This is a genomic window from Tessaracoccus defluvii, assembly GCF_014489575.1.
In the GTDB taxonomy this organism is placed as follows: domain Bacteria; phylum Actinomycetota; class Actinomycetes; order Propionibacteriales; family Propionibacteriaceae; genus Arachnia; species Arachnia defluvii.
The window spans coordinates 3,466,902-3,480,403 of sequence record NZ_CP060789.1 but is presented as its reverse complement, the minus strand read 5'-3'; the positions used below and the strand labels follow the sequence as shown (position 1 = coordinate 3,480,403).

Genomic DNA, 13,502 nt, shown 5'->3' with positions numbered 1-13,502 from the left:
GGGTCGATGAACGGCAGGCCGAGCACCAACGAGGCGATCTTCGCCGCCACGCTGCGGCTGATCGGCGAGCACGGGCTCCACGGCGCGACGACCCGCGCCATCGCCGATGAGGCCGGCGTCAACGAGGTCACCCTCTTCCGCAAGTTCGGCTCGAAGGCCGGGCTGGTCCGCGCCGCCATCGAGGCGCGGTTCTCCTCCTTCGAGGCCACCTCGCTGACCTACACGGGCGACGTGGAGGCCGACCTGGTGCGGCTCGTCACCGGCTACCGCGACTTCCTGGAGGAGCTCGGCCCGGTCGCCCGGTCGCTGCTGACCGAGCTGCCCTTCGTGGAGGAGGTCGCCGCCGCCACGACGACCCTGCGCGGGGTCATCGCCGACATGACCGCCCTCATCGGGCGCTACCAGGACGAGGGCATCCTCCAGCCCGAGCCGACCGCCACCCTGATCCCGGCACTGTTCGGCCCCATCGTGTTGCCCGTCATCACCCGCGACTTCGCGATCATCGACCAGGGCGACCCGTCCAACTTCGACCCCGCGCGTCACGTAGCCCGGTTCCTCCACGGACGGGCAGAACCCACTCGCTAGGATCGGGGCCGTGATCACTCCCCCAGACCCGCATGTCCTTGCCGCCGCCCGCGCCCACGTCGATTCCCTCGCCAAGCCCCCGGGCGCGCTGGGCCGGCTCGAGGACGTCGCGGTCTGGCTCGCCGGCTGCCAGGGGGTCGCGGTGCCGCGGGTGCCGGCCCGCCCCCGCTGCATCGTCCTGGCCGGCGACCACGGGGTCGTGGCGGACGGCGTCGCCAGCTTCCCGTCGGAGATCACCGTCGCCATGATCCTGCCGATCCTGCAGGGCCGGGCGGGCGTGAGCACCATCGCCGCCGCCAGCGGCACCTCGGTCGCGCTTTACGACATCTCTGTCGCCGCCCCATCCCCGGCGCCCCCGAGGAGGTCGGCCGCCACAAGCTGGCGCTGGGCTGCCCGTCGATCCTCACCTCCGACGCCCTCACCCCGGCCGAACTGGACCGCGCGCTCGCCACGGGCGACGCCATCGCGGCCGACGAGGCGGCCGCGGGCACCGACCTGCTGATCGTCGGCGACCTCGGCATCGGCAACACCACCCCGGCGACGGCGCTGATCTGCGCCGTCCTCGGCCGTGACCCCGGCGACCTGACGGGCCGCGGCGCCGGCCTCGACGACGCGGGCCTGGCCAGGAAGATCGAGGTGCTGCGCGGAGCGCTCGACCGCCTCGGCGCCACCGACGACCCGCGCCGGATCCTGGCCGCCCTCGGCTCCCCCGACCTGGCTGTCGCCGTCGGCCTCATGCTGGGGGCCGCGGCCCGCGGCATCCCGATCCTGGTCGACGGCGTGATCGCCGGCGCGGAGGCGCTGATCGCCTCCCGCATCGACCCCGGGGTGACGGCGTGGCTCCAGGCGGGGCACCGTTCGGCCGAGCCGGCGTCGTCGGCAGCGATCGAGGCGCTCGGGCTGGAGCCGCTGCTCGATCTGGGCATGCGGCTCGGCGAGGGCAGCGGCGCGGTCGCGGCCGTCCCGCTCGTACAGGCCGCCGCCGCCATGGCGTCGCGGATGGCGACGCTGGCCGAGCTGATGGGCTGACGCCGGCCTCCCCGGCTAGCGGCCCGTCATCTCGCGCGGGACCACCCAGGCGTCGAAGTCGGCGCCGTCGAGACCCTCGGCGAGCGCCGCCTCGCGCAGGGTGCTGCCGTCCTTGTGGGCGCGCTTGGCGATCTTCGCCGCCTTGTCGTAGCCGATGTGGCGGTTGAGCGCCGTCACGAGCATCAGGTTGCTGGCGAGGTTGGCCTCGATGCGCTCGACGTTCGGCGCGATGCCCACGGCGCAGTGGTCGGCGAAGGACCGCGACGCGTCGGCGAGGAGGCGGATCGACTCCAGCACGGCGTGCGCCATGACGGGCTTGAACACGTTGAGCTGGAAGTTGCCCTGCGAGCCGGCGAAGCCGACGGTCACGTCGTTGCCGAGCACGCGGGCGACGACCATGGTCATGGCCTCCGACTGGGTGGGGTTCACCTTACCGGGCATGATCGAGCTGCCGGGCTCGTTCTCGGGGATGACGAGCTCGCCGATGCCGTTGCGGGGGCCGGACGCGTACCAGCGCACGTCGTTGGCGATCTTCATGGCCGCGTCGGCCAGGACGCGCAGCGCCCCGGAGACCTCGACGAGCGAGTCGTGCGCGCTGAGGGCGGCGAACAGGTTGTCGGCCTGGACGAAGTCGAGGCCGCTGATCTCGGAGATCTTCGCTGCGGCGAGCGCGCCGAAGTCGGGATGGGCGTTGAGGCCGGTGCCGACGGCGGTGCCGCCGATCGCCAGGCTGCGGGCCCGCGAGTCGGCGTGCCGGATGCCCTCGACGGCGAAGTCGAGCTGCGCGACCCAGCTGCCGATCACCTGGCCGAGCCGGACGGGCGTCGCATCCTGCAGGTGCGTGCGCCCGACCATGACGACGTCGTCGTAGCGTTCGGCGAGCCCGGCGAGGACGTCGCGGAGCCCGGCGACCGCCGGGTAGAGCTGGGAGTCGAGCTCGCTGACGACCGCGATATGCATGGCCGTCGGGAACGTGTCGTTCGAGGACTGCCCGCGGTTGACGTCGTCGTTGGGGTGGACGGGCGCCTTGCTGCCCATCGTCCCGCCCGCGAGTTCGATCGCCCGGTTGGAGATCACCTCGTTGGCGTTCATGTTGGACTGGGTGCCGGAGCCCGTCTGGAAGACCACGAGCGGGAAGTGGTCGTCGAGGGCGCCGGCGATCACCTCGTCGGCGGCCAGGGAGATGAGGTCGGCCTTGTCGCGGGCCAGCTCGCCCAGCTCGGCGTTGGCCAGGGCCGCCGCCTTCTTGAGGATCCCCAGGGCCCGGATCATCGGGCGCCCCAGACGAAGGTGTCACGCCCGATGTCGAAGTTGTGGAGGCTGCGTTGCGTCTGCGCCCCCAGTAGCGGTCCGTCGCGACGTCCACGTCGCCCATCGAGTCCGATTCAACGCGCATGCTCATATCGGCACGCTACACGCGCCGCGGGACGCCTGCGAGGAAAGAAGCCCGACCCCCCTGCATGGGGGCCACAGGGGGTCGGGCGGTTCAGGGGGAGGTCAGCCGACGACCTCGTAGTTGACCGTGATGACGCCGGCGGAGGTGCCGCCGATCGCCTTCATCGCTGCGGTCGACAGGTCGAGACAGCGGCCCGAGATGTAGGGGCCACGGTCGTTGATCCGGACGATGACGGACTGCCCGTTCTTCGGGTTGGTGACCTTGACGCGGGTGCCGAACGCGTAGGTCTTGTGCGCTGCGGTCAGGTCGTTGGTGTTGAAGCGTTCGCCGTTGGCCGTCATCTGGCCCTGCCAGTAGTAGGACGCCTTGCAGGTGTTCCCGGTGGCCGGGGTCAGGTCGCTGCCGGACGAGGTGGAGCTCGACGTCTTCGGCGCCGGAACGCGGGTGCCGACGGTCGTGACCTGATCGACGGCCTCCTTGACCACCTCGGTCTCGGTCACCCTTGAGGTGACCAACACGTCGTCGCGGTAGATCTCGGTCCAGGTCTCGTTGGCAACGCCATCGACGCCCTTGGTGGTGACCTTCTCCGTCCCCTTGTCGAGCTTGCCCGACTTCACCTCGGTCTTCTCGAAGGCGATCGCCTTCTCCTTGACGGTGGTCACCACATCGACCTTGACGTAGGAGATCTCCATGCCGTCTGCCAGCGGCGTGTCAGCCGCCGGGGTGACGATGTCGTCGGCGTCCGGGGTGACGGACACCTCGGCCAGCGCGTCGGCGACCGTGCCCGTCAGGCGAACGGGGGCGGTGGCGCCGGCGACCGTCAGCGTGACGTCCTTGGCGGTCTCGACCTGGAGGTCGAGGCCCTCGCGTCCGATGCTGAGGCCACGCGTGGCCGACAGCTTGGCGTCGGGCTCGTCGATCCTGAGCTGCTCCAGCGCCTCCCCGACGGTGCGGGCGGTGGTCCAGACGGTGCGGGTCTCGCCGTCGACCGTGAGCTCCAGCTCCCGACCGTAGGACACGGCGATCTCCATGCCGTCGGTGACGGCCGTGTCGGCGGCGGGCAGCACCACATCGTGGGCGCCGACCGCGATCCCCTGGGCGTCGAGCACCTCGCCGACTGTGCGTTCGCGCACCTGGAGTGACTGGGAGTCGCCGTCTACGGAGAGCTCGACATCGTTGCGGTGCAGGACGGTGGCAGCGGAGACGCCGGCCACGAGGGCCAGGGCCGCTCCGCCTGCGATCGCGGGAATCAACAGCTTGGGCATGGAAACAGCGTAAGCGTTACCTGAGAAAACCCCAAGCGTAAGCTGAAGATTCTCAGACTCGAGTCCTGCGGACGGGCTGGAAACCGCGCAGCCGCAGGCTGTTGAGCACCACGAAAACGCTCGAGAAGGCCATCGCCCCGCCCGCGATCATCGGGGTGAGCATGCCGAACGCCGCCAGCGGGATCGCCGCCACGTTGTAGCCGAACGCCCAGACCAGGTTCGAGACGATGGTCCGCAGCGTCGCCCTGGACAGCCGCACCGCGTCGACGGCGGCCATGAGGTCGTGGCGCATCAGCGTGATGTCGCCCGCCGCGATCGCCGCGTCCGTGCCCGTGCCCATGGCGATGCCGAGGTCGGCCGTGGCGATCGCCGCAGCGTCGTTGACGCCGTCGCCGACCATCGCCACCCGGCGCCCCTGGGCCTGCAGCTCCTTGACGACCGCGACCTTCCCCTCGGGGGTGACGCCGGCGCGCACGTCGTCGATCCCCACCTCGGCGGCCACGGCGCGGGCCGTGCGCTCGTTGTCGCCACTGAGCAGGACGGGGGTGATGCCCAGTCGCTTCAACTCGGCGACGGCGGCCGCGGCGGAGGGCTTGACGGTGTCCGCCACGACGATGCGCCCCAGCAGCCTCTCGTCGTCGGCGACGTGTACGACGCTGCCCACGAGGTCGTTGCCGGCCGCCGGGATCGCGTGCCCGAGGCCCTCGACGAAGGAGGCGTTCCCGGCGTGGACGGTCCTGCCCCCCAGGGTGGCCCGCACCCCACGCCCGGGGACCGCGACGAAGTCGGTCACGGGTTCGGGGGTCTCCACAGCCGCGGCGATCGCCTGGGCGATGGGGTGCTCGGACGGCGCCTCGACGGCCGCCACCAGACGGATGAGTTCGTCGGCCGTCACTCCCTCGGCGGGCTCGACGGAGACGATGTCCATCCGGCCCGTGGTGAGGGTGCCGGTCTTGTCGAACGCGATCGTCTCGACGCGCCGGGCCCGCTCGAGCGCCTGCGGGCCACGGATGACGGTGCCGAGCTGGGCGCCGCGGCCGGTGCCGACCATGAGCGCCGACGGCGTGGCCAGGCCCAGCGCGCACGGGCAGGCGATGATCAGGACCGAGATGGCGGCGGACAGTGCCATGGTCACACCGCTCCCGGCGACGAGATGGCCGACGAGCGTCACGACGGAGATGCCGAGCACGATGGGGACGAAGATGCCGGAGACCCGGTCGGCCAGTCGCTGGACCTCGGCCTTTCCGGTCTGCGCCTCCTCGACCATGGCCGCGATGCGCGACAACTGCGAGTCGGCGCCCACCGCGGTGGCCCGCACGAGGAGGCGGCCGTTGGTGTTGAGGGAGCCTCCGACGACCTCGTCGCCGACGACGACCTCCACCGGGAGGGATTCGCCCGTGATGATGGACGCGTCGACAGCAGAGGCGCCGTCGATCACGACGCCGTCGACGGCCGCCTTCTCACCCGGACGCACGACGACGACGTCGCCGACGCGGACCAGCGCGACGTCGACCTGCCGCTCGGCCCCGTCGACGACCAGCGTGGCGCGCTTGGCGCCGACCTCGAGCAGTGCGCGCAGCGCGGCCCCGGACTCGGTCTTGGCCCGCGCCTCGATGTAGCGGCCCAGCAGCAGGAACGCGATGATCGTGACGGCCGCCTCGAAGTAAACGAAGCCCATGGCATCCTGCGCCCGCAGGTTCCACTCGAAGCGATGCTCCATCCCGATCTCGCCGGCATGGCCGAAGAGCATGGCGAAGAGGGACCAGGCGAACGCCGTCAGCGTGCCGAGGCTCACCAGGGTGTCCATCGTCGTCGCTCCGTGGCGGGCGTTGGTGAAGGTCGCCCTGTGGAAGCCGCGGCCGAGCCAGCCGACGACGACTGCCGTGAGGACGAGCGCGACCCACTGCCAGCCGGGGAACTGCAGCGCGGGAACCATGGAGACGAGCACGACGGGCACGCCGAGCACGAAGGCCCAGATCACCCGCGGCAGGAGCAGCGCCGCCTCGTCCACCTTCGGCGCCTCTGGCTCGGGGATGGTGGCCCCGTAGCCCGCCTTCTCGACGACCGAGATGAGGTCGTCGACCGTGGTTCCGGGTGGGGCCTCGACCGTAGCCTTCTCCGTGGAGTAGTTGACGGTGGCGGTGACGCCTCCGACCTTGTTCAGCTTCTTCTCGATCCGGGCCGCGCAGGAGGCGCAGGTCATGCCCTGGATGTCGAGCTGGATGGTGCTGCTCATGGCTGTCTTTCGGGGTCGCGGAACAGCGCGGCGGACGCGCTGCGGAAGTGGGACGGGCCCGTCAGGACCCGGAAACGTGGAGGCTCAGGCCTCGACGACGGTGTAGTCGCCGGCCTCACGGACGGCCTCGATGATCGCGTCGAACGGGATGCGCTCGTCGGACTCGACGGCCATGCGGCCACCGTCCAACTGCACGTTGACGCCGGTCACACCCTCGACCTCGGAGACCTCTTCGGTGACGTGGTTGACGCAGTTGCCGCAGGTCATGCCGGAGACGGTGTAGTTGCTGATCATGGTGGTGGATCCTTCCGTTACTTCACGAGTCGCTTGATGGCAGCCATGGCCTCGTCGATCTTCTCCTCCGCCTCCGGCCCACCCGCACGGGTGGCGTCGGCGACGCAGTGGGCCAGGTGGTCCCCCAGCAAGCCGAGCGAGACCGCCTTGAGCGCACTGGTGACGGCCGAAATCTGCGTCAGCACGTCGATGCAGTACGCATCCTCCTCGACCATGCGGGCGATGCCCCGCGCCTGGCCTTCGATGAGGCGGAGCCGGCGCAGGTACGCGGCCTTCTCGGGGGTGTACCCGTGCTGATGCCCGGTGACGACCTGTGCCGTTTCAGTCATGACTTCCTCCTGCCCGAACTATACCCCCATAGGGTATCCGGGACAAGTGTCTCCGGCGGCGCCGTCCGCCGTCTCGCAGCGTACCCCCCGACGGTATAGCTGGCCCGCGCAACCCCCGCTCAGCGCGCCCGCCCGGCGACCACCCATCCGCCCACAGGCCCGCCGACAGTATCCACAGGTTGCCCACACCCCCTGTGCACAACCCCTCCCAACGCGCCGCGGGTCCGGTGCGGGCGAGGCCGCCGTCGGGCCCTCCTCGCCTGAGGGAGACTCCAAGGAATCGGACCGCATAACCCCTTGCCACAGCGGTCTCCATGCGGTTTTGTCGACCTATGGACACGCTGCACCCGTCCGCGCTCCCACTCCCCGGGACCATGCCCCGGGGACTGGCGGAGACTGTGGACAAGATGTGGGCATCCCTGGGCGCCCGCGGCGCTGTTATCAAATTGTTATAATTGCGGGTGTCCACATGCGCGGCTTGGGAACACACCCGGTTACCAACAGCCATCCACAGGCCATCCCCAGACTGATCCCCATGGTTACCCACAGGGGGTCGCTGGGGCGAAGCGACGATGTCGGAGGACTGCAATAACCTAGGCAGTTCCCCGGTTGTGTCCGTCCAGGAGGATTCCATGACTCAGGCGCCCGTCTACGACGATCGCGATCTGGACCGCACCCCTCCCCAAGACCTCGCCGCCGAGCAGAGCGTCCTCGGCGCGATGCTGATGTCCAAGGACGTCATCTCCGACGTGGTCGAGATCATGCGCGGCATCGACTTCTACCGGCCCAACCACGAGACCATCTTCGACGCCATCGTCACGCTGTACGGGCGGGGCGAACCGGCCGACCCGATCACCGTCGCGGGGGAGCTCACCAAGTCGGGTCAGCTGGGCAAGGTGGGCGGCGCCGTCTACCTGCACGACCTGCTCGCGAGCGTGTCCATCGCGGCCAACGCCCCCTATTACGCCGAGATCGTCCGCGACAAGGCGGTTCTGCGCCGGCTCGTCAACGCGTCGATCCGCATCGCGCAGCTGGGCTACCAGGGGCAGGGCGAGGTCGACAAGATCGTCGACGAGGCACAGCAGACACTGTTCGAGGTGACGGAGAAGAAGTCCTCCGAGGACTACAAGTCGCTGCGCGAGCTCATCGAACCCACGATCGACGAGATCGAGGCGATCCAGGGGTCCGGCGAGGGCATCTCGGGCGTTCCGACGGGGTTCACCGAGCTGGACCGCATCACCAACGGCTTCCAGCCGGGGCAGATGATCATCGTCGCGGCGCGCCCCGGCGTCGGCAAGTCCACGTTCGCGCTCGACATCTGCCGCAGCGCCGCCATCCACCACAACCTGACGGCCGCGTTTATGTCCCTCGAGATGAGCCGCACCGAGATCGTGATGAAGGTGCTGAGCGCTGAGGCCTCCGTGCCGCTCGGCAAGATCCGCGGCTCCGGCACGGGCAGGATGGACGAGTCCGACTGGCAGCGGGTCATCGACAAGTCGGCGGTCCTCGCCGAGAAGAACTTCTTCATCGACGATTCCCCGAACCTGACGATGATGGAGATCCGCTCGAAGGCACGGCGGCTGAAGCAGCGCAACGACCTGCAGCTCCTGTGCATCGACTACATCCAGCTGATGAGCTCCGGCAAGAAGGTCGAGTCGCGTCAGCTCGAGGTGTCGGAGTTCTCCCGCCAGATCAAGCTGCTGGCCAAGGAGCTCGAGATCCCCGTGCTGGCGCTGTCGCAGCTGTCCCGAAACACGGAGGCCCGCAAGGACGGCGTCCCGCAGCTCAGCGACCTGCGTGAGTCCGGCTCGCTGGAGCAGGACGCGGACATGGTCATCATGCTGCACCGCCCCGAGATGTACTCGCAGAACCCCTCCGACGAGGAGCGCGGGCTGGCCAACTTCCACATCCAGAAGCACCGCAACGGCGAGATGGGCAAGATCGACGCCCTCTTCCAGGGCCACTACTCCCGGTTCACCAACGCCCCCATGTGACCGGGGTCCTCCGCCGACGCCGCGTCGGCTAGGTTGCTGGGCATGGTTTCCGCACTCGAACGCGCCCGCTACAGCAAAGACGGCCGGGCCGACCGGTTCCTCGGGTTCTGGCTGAACATGGCCGTCGAGGCCCGCGGCGGCGGCCACGCGGAGGTGAAGCGCGCCACCCGCACGATCAACAGGTTCCTCTCGGACACGGCGGACGCGTTCGCGGAGGGACCCGATGCGTACTTCGCCGAGCTGCGCGACGCGGCCGCCCGCTTCTGGCGCACGACCCAGACCGATCCTGCCTACTCGTCGAGCCTCTTCGGGCTGCAGCGGCTCACCCCCGAGCGGCTCCTGGATAAGGTGATGACGGAGGCGACATCGACCGTCGCGCTCCTGCTGGCCGCCAACGTCGAGCGTGACACCGCGCGTCAGTTCCCCCGTCTGCTGGTCGAGGGCCTTCTCGACGTGCTGCCGGACGCGAAACAGCACCTGCGGGTTGCGCTGACGCAGCGGCCCGAGGCGCTCGAGGCCGTCGGCTACCTCACCGGGGAATGACCCCCGACGTAAGGGCGGTGCAGGCCAGGCTGGCCGCCTGGTACGCGGCCGTTGCGCGGCCGCTCCCGTGGCGTGACGCCGACACGACGCCCTGGGGCGTGCTGGTCAGCGAGATCATGCTCCAGCAGACCCCTGCCGCGCGCGTCGAGGGTCCGTGGCGCGACTGGATGACTGTCTGGCCCACCCCGGCCCACCTGGCCGCGGCACCCGTCGCCGACGTGCTCCGCGCCTGGGGACGCCTCGGCTATCCGCGCCGTGCGTTGCGGCTACGCGACGCTGCGCAGGCGATCGTCGACCTCCACGACGGACGCGTCCCCGACGACGAGGCGGCTCTCCTCGCCCTGCCCGGCGTCGGCCGCTACACGGCCGCCGCGGTGCGCGCCTTCGCGTTCGGACGCCGCTCCGTGGTCCTCGACGTGAACGTGCGGCGGGTGCTCGCCCGCCTCGCCGCAGGCGTCGAGCATCCTCCCACCCACGAGTCGGCCGCCGAGCGGGCAGCCGCTGAGGACTGGGTGCCGCACGACGACGCGGACGCCGCGACCTGGTCGGCCGCTGCCATGGAGCTGGGCGCCGTCGTCTGCACGGCCAGGGCTCCCCTGTGCGACGCGTGCCCCGTCGCTGACAGCTGCGCCTGGCTGGCCGCCGGTCGCCCCGCGTGGAGCGGTCCCCCGCGTGTCGCCCAGGCCTGGGAGGGCACCGACCGCCAGTGCCGGGGCCGCATCATGGCCGCCCTGCGGGCGAGCGACCGCCCGGTGCCGCTGGCCGACGTCGCGTGGCCGGACGTGTCCCAGCTCCGGCGGGCGGCCACCGGGCTCGTCGCCGACGGGCTCGCGGTGGAGCACCCGGCGGGCCTCGCCCTGCCCCGACACGGCTCACCCCGGCTGAGCAGTTGCGTCGCAACCCTTGCCGGGTCGGGAACGGGTTCCCCTAGCATGGCGCGATGATCCTCGACGTTGACGCGATCCTCTTCGACATCGACGGCACCCTCGTCGACTCGACGGGCGCCGTCGAGCGGGCCTGGCAGGCGTTCACCGCCGCGCACGGCATCGACGTCGACACACTCCTGTCCGTCAGCCACGGCCGCCGCAGCGCCGACACCATCGCCGACTTCCTGCCCGAGCCCGAGCGCGAGGCCGCGGTGGCCGAGCTCGACGCGCTGGAGCTGGCCGACCTCGACGACATCGTGCCCCTGCCCGCGGTCGCCGAACTGCTGACTTCCCTCCCCCGGAGCCGCTGGGCAGCCGTGACCTCCGGGAACCGCGTGCTGATGGAGAGGCGACTCCATGCCGCCGGGCTGCCTGCGCCGGACGTGCTCGTCACCGCCGAGGACGTCGCCGAAGGGAAGCCGCACCCGGAGGGTTTTCTGCTCGCCGCCCGCCGCCTCGGCTTCGCGCCGGAACGCTGCCTCGTGATCGAGGACGCCCCACCGGGAATCGCAGCCGGGCTCGCCGCAGGTGCCACCGTCCTGGGGGTCGCGACCTCCCACGACCGCGGGTCGCTCACCGACGCCACCATCGTCGTCGGGACGCTCGAGGAGATCACGGTGACCGTGACCTCGCAGGGGCTGCGCGTCAGCTGCGGCTGAGCTCAGGCCTGATCGCGGACCCTGCGCCCGCACAGCGCCCAGTAGCCGAGGAAGCCGATCAGGATGGCCACGAGCACGCCCAGGTTCGCGTACGCCCAGGCGCCCTCCTTGCCCCCGAGAGGACCGAGCAGGTAGCCCTGCCACAGCGTGAAGTCGGCCATGGTGTTGGTCACGAGACCCCAGCCCACCACCGAGCCGACGACCATGAGCGTGATCGACGCCCAGTTGACGGAGCCGTACGGGCCGGAGGCGTCGAACAGCGCGGTGTCGTGGTAGCCCTGGCGGCGCAGCATCAGGTCGGCCAGGAAGATGCCGACCCACACGGCCAGCGGCACACCCAGTGTGATGAGGAAGCCCTGGAAGGGGCCGATGAAGTTGCTGGCCACCCACACGGCGTAGACGGTGCCGACGATCATGAGCACGCCGTCGAGCGCGGCCGCCTGCCACCGCTTGACGGGCAGCCCGAGCGCCAGCAGCGTCAGCCCGGAGGAGTAGATGTCGAGGACGGCGCCGCCGACGAGCCCGAGGATGGCGACGATGGCGAACGGGATCAGGAACCAGAGCGGCAGGATCGCCGTCAGCGCGCCGATCGGATCGGTGTTGACCGCCTCGCTGAGCGCCGGGTCGGAGCCGGAGAGCAGCAGGCCGTAGATGACGAGCACGATGGGCGCGACGGACGCGCCGAAGGTCGTCCAGCCGACGACGCCGCGGCTCGACGCGCTGCGCGGCAGGTAGCGGGAGTAGTCGGAGGCTGAGTTTGCCCAGGACAGGCCGAAACCGGTCATCGCGAGCACCAGCGCGCCGAGGACCGCCTGGAAGCTGCCGGCCTCGATCGCCATCACGGCGGCCAGGTCGATGTGCGACACGGTCAGCGCGATGTAGATCACGGTCAGCACGGCGGTGGCCCAGGTGATCCAGGTCTGCACCTTCATGATGGCGTCGAAGCCGAGGATGCCCGCGGCCATGATGATGGCAGCGATGACGAGGAACGAGATGATCAGCGACAGGTTGCCGGTCGCCCAGCCGAGGCGGCCCAGCACGGTGTTGGTGGCCAGCGTGGCGAGTGTGACGAGCACGATCTCCCAGCCGACGAGGATGAGGTAGCCGATCACGGACGGCACCGCATTGCCCCTGACGCCGAACGCGGCGCGCGACAGGATCATGGTCGGCGCCGAACCGACCTTGCCCGCGAGCGACGAGAAGCCCACCAGCAGGAAGGAGGCGATCACTCCGATGACCCCGGCGATGGTCGCCTGCCAGAAGGAGATCCCGAAGCCGAGGAACCACACGCCATACGGGATGGCCAGCACGGAGATGTTCGCCGCGAACCACGGCATGAACAGGTCACGCGGTCTGCCCTTGCGCTCCTCCTCCGCGATCACGTTGATGCCGTTGACCTCGATGGAGGTCGCCTTCGACTCGCCTGTGACCTGCGCTGACTCCGACATGGCGGCTCCTTCTCTCGGGGCAAACCTAGGCCCTCACGGGTCCCCGCGCGGCGCATTTCGACGGTGCGTCCACCGGGTTCTCCAAGCCGGGCCGCCCTTTCGGGCCCGGGAATAGGATCGAGGCATGATCCGCGCTGTCGTGTTCGACCTCGGCGAGGTGCTCACCTCGCCGCCGGACCTGCTGCCCACGTTGGCTGCGCGCATCGACTGCGAGGTCACCGACCTGCGCGCCGTCTACGGCGACGGCCGCCTGGCCTATGACGGAGGCTGTGGGGACCTCGACTACTGGGGCCCGATCCTCACCGCGCTGGGGAAGAGCGCCGACGAGGCGCTGGCCCTCGAGCTCGCCAACCTGGATGCCAGCGTCTGGTCTCAACTTCGCCCGACGTCGTGGCAGCTGCTCCGCGACGTGCGGTCCGCCGGCCTCACCGTCGCGGTTCTTACCAACTCGCCGCACGCGATGCAGCGGATGGCCGACATCGCCCCCTGGCGTCCGGACGTCGACCACCTGTTCGTCTCGGCGTCGCTCGGCCTGCTCAAGCCGGATCCGGCGATCTTCGAACTGGTGGCTGAACGCCTCGGGCTGGATGCGGCCGACATCGCCTTCATCGACGACAGGGCAGGCAACGTCGAAGCGGCCGCGGCTCTCGGCTGGCGCACGCACCTGTGGCACGACGACGCGGACACCCGGGAGTGGCTGGAGCGCCTCGGGGGGGTGTGACCGTGACTCTCGCGGGTCGGTCGGACCCCGCTACGGTGGCCTCGGCAGGCGCGCAGGCTTCGAGACCCTCGACGAGA

13 protein-coding genes and 1 pseudogene are annotated in these 13,502 nt (G+C 70.4%); 8 read left to right on the top strand and 6 right to left on the bottom strand.

Features of this window, described 5'->3' with window-relative positions; all coding sequences use genetic code 11:
• Window positions 1-6 precede the first annotated feature (6 nt).
• From H9L22_RS16410 to H9L22_RS19915, 3 genes are read left to right on the top strand one after another with little or no spacing between them, the layout of a single operon-like run.
• Window positions 7-585, top strand: coding sequence for a TetR/AcrR family transcriptional regulator (locus tag H9L22_RS16410; RefSeq protein ID WP_187720837.1), 579 nt, complete (start codon window positions 7-9; stop codon window positions 583-585).
• Window positions 586-595: 10 nt separating this feature from the next.
• A complete protein-coding gene (locus H9L22_RS19920) occupies window positions 596-1,087 on the top strand; it encodes a nicotinate-nucleotide--dimethylbenzimidazole phosphoribosyltransferase (protein WP_264292495.1) in 492 nt (163 codons plus the stop codon).
• A complete protein-coding gene (locus H9L22_RS19915) occupies window positions 970-1,614 on the top strand; it encodes a nicotinate-nucleotide--dimethylbenzimidazole phosphoribosyltransferase (protein ID WP_320060623.1) in 645 nt (214 codons plus the stop codon). Before H9L22_RS19920 ends, H9L22_RS19915 begins: the two co-directional genes overlap by 118 nt.
• Window positions 1,615-1,629: 15 nt before the next feature.
• Here H9L22_RS19915 and fumC read toward each other — a convergent pair.
• The 5 genes and pseudogenes from fumC to H9L22_RS16380 form a co-directional block, all read right to left on the bottom strand.
• Window positions 1,630-3,016 (bottom strand): annotated as a pseudogene (gene fumC, locus H9L22_RS16400) (class II fumarate hydratase).
• A 95-nt stretch (window positions 3,017-3,111) separates the two neighbouring features.
• Window positions 3,112-4,275, bottom strand: a complete 1,164-nt coding sequence (locus H9L22_RS16395) for a septal ring lytic transglycosylase RlpA family protein (protein ID WP_187720836.1) — start codon at window positions 4,273-4,275, stop codon at window positions 3,112-3,114.
• 52 nt (window positions 4,276-4,327) lie between these two features.
• Window positions 4,328-6,511, bottom strand: a complete 2,184-nt coding sequence (locus tag H9L22_RS16390; protein ID WP_187720835.1) for a heavy metal translocating P-type ATPase — start codon at window positions 6,509-6,511, stop codon at window positions 4,328-4,330.
• Between the two features lie 84 nt (window positions 6,512-6,595).
• On the bottom strand, window positions 6,596-6,805 hold the full coding sequence (locus tag H9L22_RS16385) for a heavy-metal-associated domain-containing protein (RefSeq protein ID WP_187720834.1): 210 nt from the start codon (window positions 6,803-6,805) through the stop codon (window positions 6,596-6,598).
• A 17-nt stretch (window positions 6,806-6,822) separates the two neighbouring features.
• Window positions 6,823-7,134, bottom strand: coding sequence for a metal-sensitive transcriptional regulator (locus tag H9L22_RS16380; RefSeq protein ID WP_187720833.1), 312 nt, complete (start codon window positions 7,132-7,134; stop codon window positions 6,823-6,825).
• Between the two features lie 632 nt (window positions 7,135-7,766).
• Here H9L22_RS16380 and dnaB point away from each other — a divergent pair.
• Genes dnaB through H9L22_RS16360 form a run of 4 tightly spaced genes read left to right on the top strand, consistent with a single transcriptional unit; the run spans window position 7,767 to window position 11,256 of the window.
• Window positions 7,767-9,128, top strand: coding sequence for a replicative DNA helicase (gene dnaB, locus H9L22_RS16375; RefSeq protein WP_187720832.1), 1,362 nt, complete (start codon window positions 7,767-7,769; stop codon window positions 9,126-9,128).
• 42 nt (window positions 9,129-9,170) lie between these two features.
• The gene (locus tag H9L22_RS16370) at window positions 9,171-9,671 is read left to right on the top strand and encodes a DUF6553 family protein (RefSeq protein ID WP_187720831.1); all 501 of its coding nucleotides are present in this window, start codon (window positions 9,171-9,173) and stop codon (window positions 9,669-9,671) included.
• Window positions 9,668-10,615: an A/G-specific adenine glycosylase gene (locus H9L22_RS16365; RefSeq protein WP_187720830.1), complete on the top strand. Its 948-nt coding sequence runs from the start codon at window positions 9,668-9,670 to the stop codon at window positions 10,613-10,615. Before H9L22_RS16370 ends, H9L22_RS16365 begins: the two co-directional genes overlap by 4 nt.
• Window positions 10,612-11,256, top strand: coding sequence for an HAD-IA family hydrolase (locus H9L22_RS16360; RefSeq protein ID WP_187720829.1), 645 nt, complete (start codon window positions 10,612-10,614; stop codon window positions 11,254-11,256). Before H9L22_RS16365 ends, H9L22_RS16360 begins: the two co-directional genes overlap by 4 nt.
• Before the next feature lie 2 nt (window positions 11,257-11,258).
• Here H9L22_RS16360 and H9L22_RS16355 read toward each other — a convergent pair whose 3' ends face one another.
• Window positions 11,259-12,704, bottom strand: a complete 1,446-nt coding sequence (locus tag H9L22_RS16355; protein ID WP_187720828.1) for a purine-cytosine permease family protein — start codon at window positions 12,702-12,704, stop codon at window positions 11,259-11,261.
• Window positions 12,705-12,828: 124 nt separating this feature from the next.
• Between H9L22_RS16355 and H9L22_RS16350 the strand changes: the two genes are divergently transcribed.
• The gene (locus tag H9L22_RS16350) at window positions 12,829-13,425 is read left to right on the top strand and encodes an HAD family hydrolase (protein WP_187720827.1); all 597 of its coding nucleotides are present in this window, start codon (window positions 12,829-12,831) and stop codon (window positions 13,423-13,425) included.
• Window positions 13,426-13,502: the final 77 nt, after the last annotated feature.

What these genes read in the sequence shown, in the direction of transcription:
- H9L22_RS16410 (WP_187720837.1), top strand. Translation starts at nt 7, where the DNA reads ATGAACGGCAGGCCGAGCACCAACGAGGCGATCTTCGCCGCCACGCTG.
- H9L22_RS16395 (WP_187720836.1), bottom strand. Translation starts at nt 4,275, where the DNA reads ATGCCCAAGCTGTTGATTCCCGCGATCGCAGGCGGAGCGGCCCTGGCC.
- H9L22_RS16390 (WP_187720835.1), bottom strand. Translation starts at nt 6,511, where the DNA reads ATGAGCAGCACCATCCAGCTCGACATCCAGGGCATGACCTGCGCCTCC.
- H9L22_RS16385 (WP_187720834.1), bottom strand. Translation starts at nt 6,805, where the DNA reads ATGATCAGCAACTACACCGTCTCCGGCATGACCTGCGGCAACTGCGTC.
- H9L22_RS16380 (WP_187720833.1), bottom strand. Translation starts at nt 7,134, where the DNA reads ATGACTGAAACGGCACAGGTCGTCACCGGGCATCAGCACGGGTACACC.
- dnaB (WP_187720832.1), top strand. Translation starts at nt 7,767, where the DNA reads ATGACTCAGGCGCCCGTCTACGACGATCGCGATCTGGACCGCACCCCT.
- H9L22_RS16370 (WP_187720831.1), top strand. Translation starts at nt 9,171, where the DNA reads ATGGTTTCCGCACTCGAACGCGCCCGCTACAGCAAAGACGGCCGGGCC.
- H9L22_RS16365 (WP_187720830.1), top strand. Translation starts at nt 9,668, where the DNA reads ATGACCCCCGACGTAAGGGCGGTGCAGGCCAGGCTGGCCGCCTGGTAC.
- H9L22_RS16360 (WP_187720829.1), top strand. Translation starts at nt 10,612, where the DNA reads ATGATCCTCGACGTTGACGCGATCCTCTTCGACATCGACGGCACCCTC.
- H9L22_RS16355 (WP_187720828.1), bottom strand. Translation starts at nt 12,704, where the DNA reads ATGTCGGAGTCAGCGCAGGTCACAGGCGAGTCGAAGGCGACCTCCATC.
- H9L22_RS16350 (WP_187720827.1), top strand. Translation starts at nt 12,829, where the DNA reads ATGATCCGCGCTGTCGTGTTCGACCTCGGCGAGGTGCTCACCTCGCCG.